The 9434-nt window shown below is 29.5% G+C and carries 9 protein-coding genes; 1 reads left to right on the forward strand and 8 read right to left on the reverse strand.

The annotated features are described in order from the left end of the window. The 5 genes from RR430_RS04895 to RR430_RS04915 form a co-directional block, all read right to left on the reverse strand. A partial coding sequence (locus RR430_RS04895; protein ID WP_332508731.1) for a hypothetical protein occupies positions 1–1332 on the reverse strand: 1332 nt, incomplete at its 3' end. A 208-nt stretch (positions 1333–1540) separates the two neighbouring features. Next, entirely contained in the window at positions 1541–2944 is a 1404-nt protein-coding gene (locus RR430_RS04900) for a hypothetical protein (RefSeq protein ID WP_332487616.1), read from the reverse strand. 108 nt (positions 2945–3052) lie between these two features. Beyond that, positions 3053–4519, reverse strand: coding sequence for an SLC13 family permease (locus tag RR430_RS04905; RefSeq protein ID WP_332487618.1), 1467 nt, complete (start codon positions 4517–4519; stop codon positions 3053–3055). Between the two features lie 141 nt (positions 4520–4660). Continuing rightward, on the reverse strand, positions 4661–4939 hold the full coding sequence (locus RR430_RS04910) for a chorismate mutase (protein ID WP_332487620.1): 279 nt from the start codon (positions 4937–4939) through the stop codon (positions 4661–4663). Between the two features lie 69 nt (positions 4940–5008). Further along, complete coding sequence (locus tag RR430_RS04915; protein WP_332487622.1) at positions 5009–6220, reverse strand: CCA tRNA nucleotidyltransferase; 1212 nt, start codon at positions 6218–6220, stop codon at positions 5009–5011. A gap of 98 nt (positions 6221–6318) precedes the next feature. Between RR430_RS04915 and RR430_RS04920 the strand changes: the two genes are divergently transcribed. Beyond that, positions 6319–7662: an MATE family efflux transporter gene (locus RR430_RS04920; RefSeq protein WP_332487624.1), complete on the forward strand. Its 1344-nt coding sequence runs from the start codon at positions 6319–6321 to the stop codon at positions 7660–7662. A gap of 176 nt (positions 7663–7838) precedes the next feature. Here RR430_RS04920 and RR430_RS04925 read toward each other — a convergent pair whose 3' ends face one another. From RR430_RS04925 to RR430_RS04935, 3 genes are all read right to left on the reverse strand, one after another. Beyond that, positions 7839–8378 carry a hypothetical protein gene (locus RR430_RS04925; protein WP_332487626.1) on the reverse strand — a complete coding sequence of 180 codons (540 nt, stop codon included), beginning with the start codon at positions 8376–8378 and terminating at the stop codon, positions 7839–7841. A 172-nt stretch (positions 8379–8550) separates the two neighbouring features. Then, positions 8551–8886, reverse strand: coding sequence for a branched-chain amino acid transporter permease (locus RR430_RS04930; protein ID WP_332487628.1), 336 nt, complete (start codon positions 8884–8886; stop codon positions 8551–8553). Further along, positions 8877–9434 (reverse strand): AzlC family ABC transporter permease (locus RR430_RS04935; RefSeq protein WP_332508732.1); only part of this gene is annotated, 558 nt, incomplete at its 5' end. The genes RR430_RS04930 and RR430_RS04935, both read right to left, overlap by 10 nt.

Below are 9434 nucleotides of genomic sequence, written 5' to 3' on the forward strand. Positions count from 1 at the left end.
GACATAATTATACATATCAGTTATTTTCATACTAGTTGTGCTTATTTGATTTCCTTGTGAATCATATAAATGATAATACTGTTCTTGGTTAATTAAGGTATCGAATTTTCCTATGTATGGGGTAACTAGTGCAGATACTTCATTGTCATTATGCCATTGCTCATTATAAATCAATCCATATGGTGTATAGCTATCACCTTCACTAGCAGCAACAATGATTGTTTTCTCTTCTTTGCTTGTGACGATACCATTATCATATTTCTTTGTCTCATTTATATTAAGAGATTCTAAATCCTTAAATACAGATTTTTGTAATTCATTGTGATAAGATTCTTTGTTTACGTAATAGTAAGCATAATTACTTATAATTCCTTGTGAAATGCCAAGTCTATATCCATCATTATCAGTTAAGGTACAATCAGAAAATTCACAAAAATATTGTCTTGAAGTATTTGTAAAAGCAGTAATTAATTCTTCTTGTGTTGGTTTCTCATTTGTAATAAAGAAAAATAAAGATGCAGTTCTATATTCTGGGGATAAGTTTGAATACTTAATAACTTCTTTTTCATCATTGATATAAACACTATAGAAATCAAGCATATACCTTGTTTCTATTTGAGTAACAACATTTGATTCTAAATCTGACCATTCTGGTACAACGTCTTGAAGAATAACTTTTGACTTATTAATCAATTGAAAATTAGGATCGTTATTATATATTTGGTTAAATTCGTCGAACATTGTTTGCATATAAGAATTAAATTCCATAAATTCATTCCATTGTTTCTTATATAAAGTTAACACTTGATTATGTAGGGCAGAAGTGAAGTTTATTTCATTATCTAGGTTGTCATAGATTAATTCTTTATCTTTATCAAACATTAAGTTAAATGATTGTGACGTGCTTACAAGTAAATGAGATTGTAATCGCTTCTTTCCAGATAAAGATGGATTTGCCACAGATGTAATTGTCACAAATCTTTCTTCACTGTCTTTTTCATAAAATATAGTTACAGGTTTAAAATTATATTCATAAAAAAATGATGTTTTCATGTTGAATTTAATATTAAATGGACGTTCGTTTTCAATGTAAACCGTGATTGTGTAATTATTTATGTCATAACTAAGTTGATCAGTTGATTCAATTAAATGATCAAAAAATCCACTGCTATAAATAATATCTTCTACTAGAGTAATTTGATCATCAGTTAACTTTACTTGAGGTTTAGGGTCAACTGGTGTTGTTACGGTTGTTTCACTTGGTTTAGGCTGAACTGTTGTAGAAGAACAACCAGTAATTAGTATTAATAAAATAAGTATTATTTTTTTCATAACATTCTCCTAATAGGGGTATATATTAATTAATAATTGAAATTTTTACGATAAGTCTTGTTAAGAATTCTATAAATATGAATTTTGTAAGTTGATGATTTAAATATAACAATTTATTACTTTAAGTCTACCAATTTAGACTATATGAGTCAACATGACTTATATATTAAAAACTCTTATCAAATTTAATAAGAGTTTAGTAGATAAGTTATTCTAATTCATATGATAATACTTGATAGAAGTAAGGATTACTTCCAGGTGCTAGTGAAATATTCCAAGTGAAAAATCTTTCCTTATTTTCAACTACATAATCATTTACTTTGGATTCAGGAATTCCACCTTTTACTATATTACCTTCTGTTGTATAAAGGTCATAAGTACATTCATTTCCACTGCAATCACCATATTGGGCAATATAAGGTGTAAAACTAATATATTCAGTACCCGCTTTGTTAGTTTGCTCAATATTAGCGCCGTGATAATGCACATCCCATGGTCCAGATAAGAAATCTGCCATTAAAGTATTATCAGTTCCACTTACATATACACCAGTATCTAAATACTCATATTTATCAAGAGAATTATATGGCTTTAAATTAAATACATCTTTAATGCATTGATTGAAGTAATCTAATGTCATTAAAGAAAATTCATGTTCTCTAAAAACACCTTGATTAACATCTTCTTTTAACGTAGAACAGAATCCACCGTAACAATAGTATTGACTATCTACAGTTAAAAATGCACTTGATAGTTCAGCAATTGAAAAACTGTCTCTAGATGTAAGGAAGAAGAATAAAAATAATGTACGATCATATGCGGAAGCTTCATTTATTGTTTTTTTAGGTTCGCCATTAAATGAATAATAATAAAGATAATTATGATTGTTAGCGGAATAAGGGAAGTCAGTAAATTCGTAGGTAGTTACTGGATCTTGGTTTACTACTTCTACAGGCACACTATTGTCAGAACTATTTCTTTGAAGTGAATACGCATCGAAGTTAGTAAAGATTTGTGTAATCTGTTTGTTTAGAATTTGAATATTTGAATCAAATTGCGTTAATATATTCCATTGATTTATATAAGTATCAAATAATTGTGTATCTAATGTTTCATTAAATGTTATTGCGCCCTCATCGACATCGGCAGTACCGTTATTTTCGATAACATAGTTGCTTTGATTAAAGATGATGTTGTATATTTTGTCACTCATTCCTAATGATGATTCAATCTTGTTATCACTGTATTCTGGAGTTCGCGTATAAGTAGAATTTAGTATAGCTGTTTTAGCTTGATTATCTTCACTATAGTTAAATACTACATCACTAAAATCGAATGTATATGTAGAGACATCACCAACTTTGAAATTGATATTTATCTTATGAGGTCCATTTAGTTGAACAATAACGGTATCATTTTCAATGTTATAGCTCATAGTATCAAGTGAATCTGTAAAATCATCAAAATAGCCACCTGATTTTAATAGTAAATCAAGTTGTTCATTTTGTTCATCGGTAAGTTCATATTTAGGTGTTGTTTCTTCAGGCTTAGAATCACTAGGGGTGCAACCAACAAGTGATAAAGCAAGTATAAGTAGTAATATTTTTTTCATAGGCTCTCCTTGTATAAATAAAATTTTAGCATGAATATTAATTTGTGCGATGGTTATTGGTTACAAATAACATAAGACTCTGTTTCAAAGAAAACAGAGTCTATAAATTTACATAATAAATGTAGCGATAGGATATCCAATAAATGTAGCGACAAGTACACATAGAATCATAACAATAAATCCATATTTCATCATCTGCATTGTATCTGTCCATCCACTGCTTGCGGCAATTGCAACGCATGGCATTGCAGGGGGAGTAGCAAATGCATAACTTGCCATCATACCAATATTAACAACAATTCCAGCGATATTAACATTTGTCATATTTGCAGTAATTGCAAGTGCTGCTGCGGTAACAACTGTTGCGGTAACCATATTACTACTTAAGTTAGTTTGAATAGATGCCCATAATGTAAAAATTAATACCATAATAATAGGCGATAAGTTAGCAATCATAGGAGTTAAACTAGCTGATAACCAAGTAGTTAAGCCGATATCTGCATTGGTAATTGCACTACCTAATGCTAAAGTGGATGCACACATAATCAAGCTTGGCCAAGAAACACCTTTGGACATGGCTTCACTAAATGATAATAGTGGTTTTCCTTTATATTGGATAATGCATAAAAGTACTAAACCAATAAGTGGAGGCATGGCAGTACCAAAACCATCAATCCATTTAAAGAAAGCAAAGATAGGACCACTAGTAATAACCGGTGTAATTAAGCCAGGTAAAACCCATAATGAAACAACTAATATGAATATTGCTAGGATTACCTTTTCATCATTACCTACTTTTTCTTTAATACTTGCCATTGTTTTAACATCAAAATTATTAAGCGCTGACATATCGGGTTTTAAGATAAATTTAAATACTAGGATTGTTAGTATTGAACAAATAATACCTACTGGAATAGCAATCATCATAAAGTTAGCATAGTTGATCGCAACACCATACATGTCTTGATATAAACCTAATGCAATTAATGGAAATACATGGGCGATAGGTGTCATACCACTTGAAATACCACACATTACAACGGTGCCAATCATTAACATACTTGCCAACTTTGTTCCTTTTTCAAGTTTAAGTAAGCTATAAATTTCTTCGACTATTGGTAAGTAAACAAAGAACAATACAGTTGGGGAAATAAAACATCCAATAAAGATAATAGATGCAAAATAAAGTGTTACAAAATACCAAGGACCTTTATTAGCGATTTTACTAGTAATAAATGCTAGTGCTGTTCTTTTTATAAAGCTTGTTTTGCTTAGTGCGTAAGTAACAACAAATGTATACATTAAGAATACAAAAGTTGAATTGCCATAAGCGCCAGAAAGAATTGTATTGAATTTTAATTCTGGAACTAATGCTAATGCACCAATCATTAATATTGAAGGCCAATCAATAGATATTGTAAGCCATAAAATTAAAACACCAACAAAGATACCGATTACTTGCATTCCTGAAGTGGATAATCCAGTTGGTGTAGGTAAAAAGCGGAATCCAAACATACACAATAATGAAATTATAATGATTGAATAACGCTTAGTTGAACTTTTGAAATTTTCCATATTTTCCCCCTAAACTATCACTCTATCACGATCTATTTTGATAGATGACATACTCATTAGTTTATCACAAGATGACATCAAAGTTAATGTTTAGACATAATAAAAGGTAGGTTTATTTTAGTTTAAACCTACCGATAATAATTATTTATTTTCGTCTACAATGCTTTGTTGATAGTTGCGAGATACTTCCATTGCTTTTTCTAAAAATTCTTTAAAGTAAGGCTTTAGCTTTTCATTTTCTAAAAGACTTAAATTTTTCTCAATTACTTCTGCTTCTCTTTTAGCATCTAGAATAGGTAAACCTTTTTCTATCTTATAGTGTACTACATGCTCAACAGCACTCATTCTCTTTTCAAATAGCTTTGCCATTTCTTTATCTACTTCGTTAATAATTACGCGTGCTTCATCTAAAGTTAACATAATATATCCTCCTTTATTTAATAACTAGTATACCGTAATTATTTTATAAAATCATATATAAATTTGATTTTATAAATAATTGCTTTTTATATATTCAATTAGATTTAATAACTGATTAGAAACATTCTCAAGTATTACTTGATGTAAACAGTCATTCAAAATAGATGATATCTTCCCGTCACTTATACCTAATTGCTTAATATTATTACCATTAATCACTAATTGTTTTATTGCATAACATTCTTGATTATTGATGATGTCGTTATACATTGTCATTACTTCGCTATAGTCAAATGACTCATCAATGCATGATTTAAATTCGCATACATTTTGAAAATTAACATCAGATTGCTGTAAGAATAATTTAATATCAACCTTAGTTTTAAATGATGAATTAATAGATGATAAGAGATGTAATACTTGTTTTTTAATCTGATTAGAAAATTTCAATCGATTCATTATTATCCGTACAGTATTACTTAAATCTAACTCATCTAGGTTGTGTGTAAGAAGAGCGAAACGAATAGGAATAGAAGGAATAGATTTACTTAAAGCAATATACGTATCGTTTTTCTTTTTGTGAGATATGTTCAAAGACTTAAGTTCTGGTATAAATATTTCAAGTATTTTAGCGTATTCAAAACATTGATTTGCACAGTTAGGTGCTAACAGTATTTTAAAAAATTCATCTTGGATTCGTTCCACAGAAATATCATTTAAGTAATCTTTACAATCAAATAATGCTTGCTTAGTAATTGGTTCAATTAGAAAATCTAACTGCGCACTAAATCGTATAGCACGTAAAATACGTAACGCATCTTCATCGAAGCGTTGCATAGGGTTTCCAATTGCTCTTATGATTTTATTGTTTAAATCAAGTTGACCATTAAAATAATCAACGATACCAGTAGTTGGATGATAACACATTGCATTGATTGTAAAGTCACGGCGCTTACAATCTTCTTTTAAACTATTAGTAAATGAAACTTCTCTTGGGTGACGATGATTAATATAATCAAAATCAATGCGATAAGTAGTGATTTCAATTTGCTCATGATTTATTATTACTGCTACAGTACCATGTTTTATACCGATATCAATGGTATTGTATTTGTTAAAACACTCTTTTATTTGAAAAGGTAATGCATTGGTAGTAATATCATAGTCTTGTATTGGTATGTTCAATAGGTAGTTTCTTACAGCACCACCTACTAGGTATGCATCATATCCATTGTGATTCAATGTTTCTATACATTCTATACATGCTTTTGATAGCTCCATACAATCACCTTCTTTTAACTTATTTTATCATTTTCTTACTACTCATTAAAGGTAAAGTAATGGTATAATGAAATACATTAATGAAGGAGGGGATTGTCTTGACGATAGCAGAAGCAAAAATGACAACGGGCTCTATATGGAAGAGAATCCTTTTCTTTGCAATTCCATTATTACTGGGTAATTTATTTCAACTCTTATATAATACAGTCGATTCAATTGTTGTGGGACAATATGTTGGAAAGATAGCACTTGCTGCAGTAGGAGCAAGTACACCGTTGATTAATTTAATTATTGGATTTTTTATGGGAGTTGCAGTAGGGGCAGGAGTTATTGTAGGGCGTCATTTTGGAGCAAATAGAAAAGAGGAGTTAGGTGTAACAGTACACACTTTCGTAACTTTCTCGATTATATTTGGATTATTTTTGATGGCTGTTGGATATTTTATGTCTCCAATCTTCTTAGAATGGATGAAAACTCCAGCGGATGTATTACCACAAGCAATAGAATATTTACAAATATATTTCTTAGGAGTTTTATTTGTAACGCTATATAATGCGGGAACAGGTATTCTTCAAGCTATTGGAGATTCAAAAAGACCACTTTATTTTTTAGGAGTAGCAAGTGTTATTAATATTATCTTAGATTTACTTTTTGTAACAAAGTTTAATATGGGGGTAGCAGGAGTTGCATGGGCAACTTTAATTGCACAAGCTGTGTCTGCGGTACTTGTGATAATTACACTTATGCTTTCAAAAGAAAGTTATCAATTACGTTTAAATAAATTGCGTATTGATCCACAGACATTAGTTCAAATTGTTAAAATAGGAATTCCATCAGGATTGCAAAATATGATCGTTTCATTCTCTAATGTAATTGTTCAATCGTATGTTAATAACTTTGGTGCAGCGGCAATTGCAGGATTCAGTAGTGCTAATAAGTTTGATAACTTTATTGCATTACCTGTAAATAGTTTTGCTTTAGCTATTACGACATTTGCATCTCAGAATATGGGAGCTTTAAAGTTAGATCGTGTCAAAAAAGGTGTCAATACAACAATTGTTATGGGAATTATATCTGTAATATTATTAGGAGTTCCATTGTGGATATTTGCAGATAATGCAATCGAAATTTTTTCAAGAGAAGCAGATGTTATTGCGGCAGGAGCATCAATGGTTAGGGTTATGATTCCATTTTATATTGCATTAGTATTCCATCAAATATATTCTGGGGCTTTACGGGCTGGCGGATACACGATTGTGCCAATGCTTACCTCTATATTTAGTTTTGTAATATTAAGACAAATTTATCTATCTATAGCAATGCCAATCTTTAACCATACAGACATTGTAGCGTGGGGGTATAGTTTAACATGGAGTTGTGCTGCTATATTCACTGGCTTATACTATCATTTCTCTAATTGGTTACATAAAAGCAAGATATAACGACCAAATTATTGGTCGTTTTTCTTTTTGCAGTTAAGTAAAAAATAGGGTATAGCGAATATTTAATAAAAGATAGTAAGAATATGGGTTTTTTATGCGAAATTTGATAATTAACGAGGATAATATGAAAAAAGATTGAGTTCTAAACTTTGTAGACTACTCAATCTTTTTTTGTTTTAATCACTTTTAGTTGATATCTTTATTTTTACGCTATCAAAGTCGATTGAATCAAACCAAAGTATCCAGTCATTCTCTTCGTTTGCTTCAATTTCTTTTATAAAATATTCTTTAGCGCCAATAATTTGTTTGTTTTTCAATAATACTAGTTGAATTTTAATGTAGTCAAAATGTCTATTGGCAATATTTTTGATTTTACCTGACACGATAGTGGTTTGTTCAAATTCATCACGATTAATATTATCGCATTTAAACGATTTGTTGTTTAACTCAAATGAAATCTGTGAGTGTTTATACTTTTTATCAAATTTATATTGATAAATATGAATACATAAAAATAAGAATACGATAATTAATAATGCATAACTACTTTGTAACATTTTGACAAAGTAGTTAAGGTATGAAATGTTTTCTAAGTGTTGCCCAAATAAAAGATAAATTTCATTTGGATAAAGTAATGAACAAATACTAAAAATAAAAAGTAAGAGTAGTGTTATGTTTATAGCTAAGTATACATAAAATTTTCTAGTCTTTTTCATATATTTTTCTCCTTGTTTAATTACAAATGATATATTAATTATTAAATATATTATTTTTATTATAATTGAAGAAATAGCAAAATATTATTAACTGCACGAAATGTTTTTATAACTGCGTGAATGGAATCATAGAATACATAATAGATACTGAAAACAATAGTAACTTGATTTATTAAATAAAAACTAATTGCACAAGAATCATATAAAATGAAGTGCCGATGCCAATGCTTAATAGTACATTGCGTTTCCATAATTGAATTATTGTAATCAGAATAATTGAAAAGATCTCTGGTAGTGCGTGATTGGTTGAGAAAATTGATATATCTTTTAGGCAATAGATGAGGAGTAAACCCATCATTGCAGGTGGTAGAGTTTTACCTAAATATTTAATAATAGGTGGTAAGTCTTTTGACTCGGGGAATAGAATAAATGGAGTAAATCTAGTAATTGCTGTTCCTAAAGTAATAGCGATAATAATTGTAAATGTTTGAATAGGAGTTAATGGCATGGTAATTTCCTCCTTACTATTAAAGATATTAAAATAAATATCATCGCTGGGATTACTAAGTTGTTAGAACTGAAAATGAATAGGGAAATAAGTGTACAACTTATTCCAATGATACCGGACAGTCTATTTTCTTTTATACGTATTTGTTCAATAAATAAAACAATAAACAATGCGGTTAATGCAAAATCAAGACCAGTAGTATTAAATGTGATGAATGATTCTAGGATACTTCCTAATAAAGTTCCCAATATCCAATAAATATAATCTAGAAATGAAATACTAAATAAAAAGTATTTGCGATTAATGTTATTAGGAGGGTTTATGCTGGATGTAATAGAAAATGTTTCATCACATAATGTATAAATCAAAAAATATTTTACTTTGCCAAGTCCTTTGTATTTATCAAGCATAGATAGTCCATAGAATATATGTCTAGCATTAACCATTAAGCTAAGAAAAAATGCTTGTATTGGATCAAAAGAGGTAGTCAACAAGGTGATTGCAACAAATTGCATACTTCCACAAAATGCAACAGCACTCATCAAAAC

It is taken from the genome of Anaerorhabdus sp. (assembly GCF_036641015.1).
GTDB lineage: Bacteria > Bacillota_I > Bacilli_A > Erysipelotrichales > Erysipelotrichaceae > Anaerorhabdus.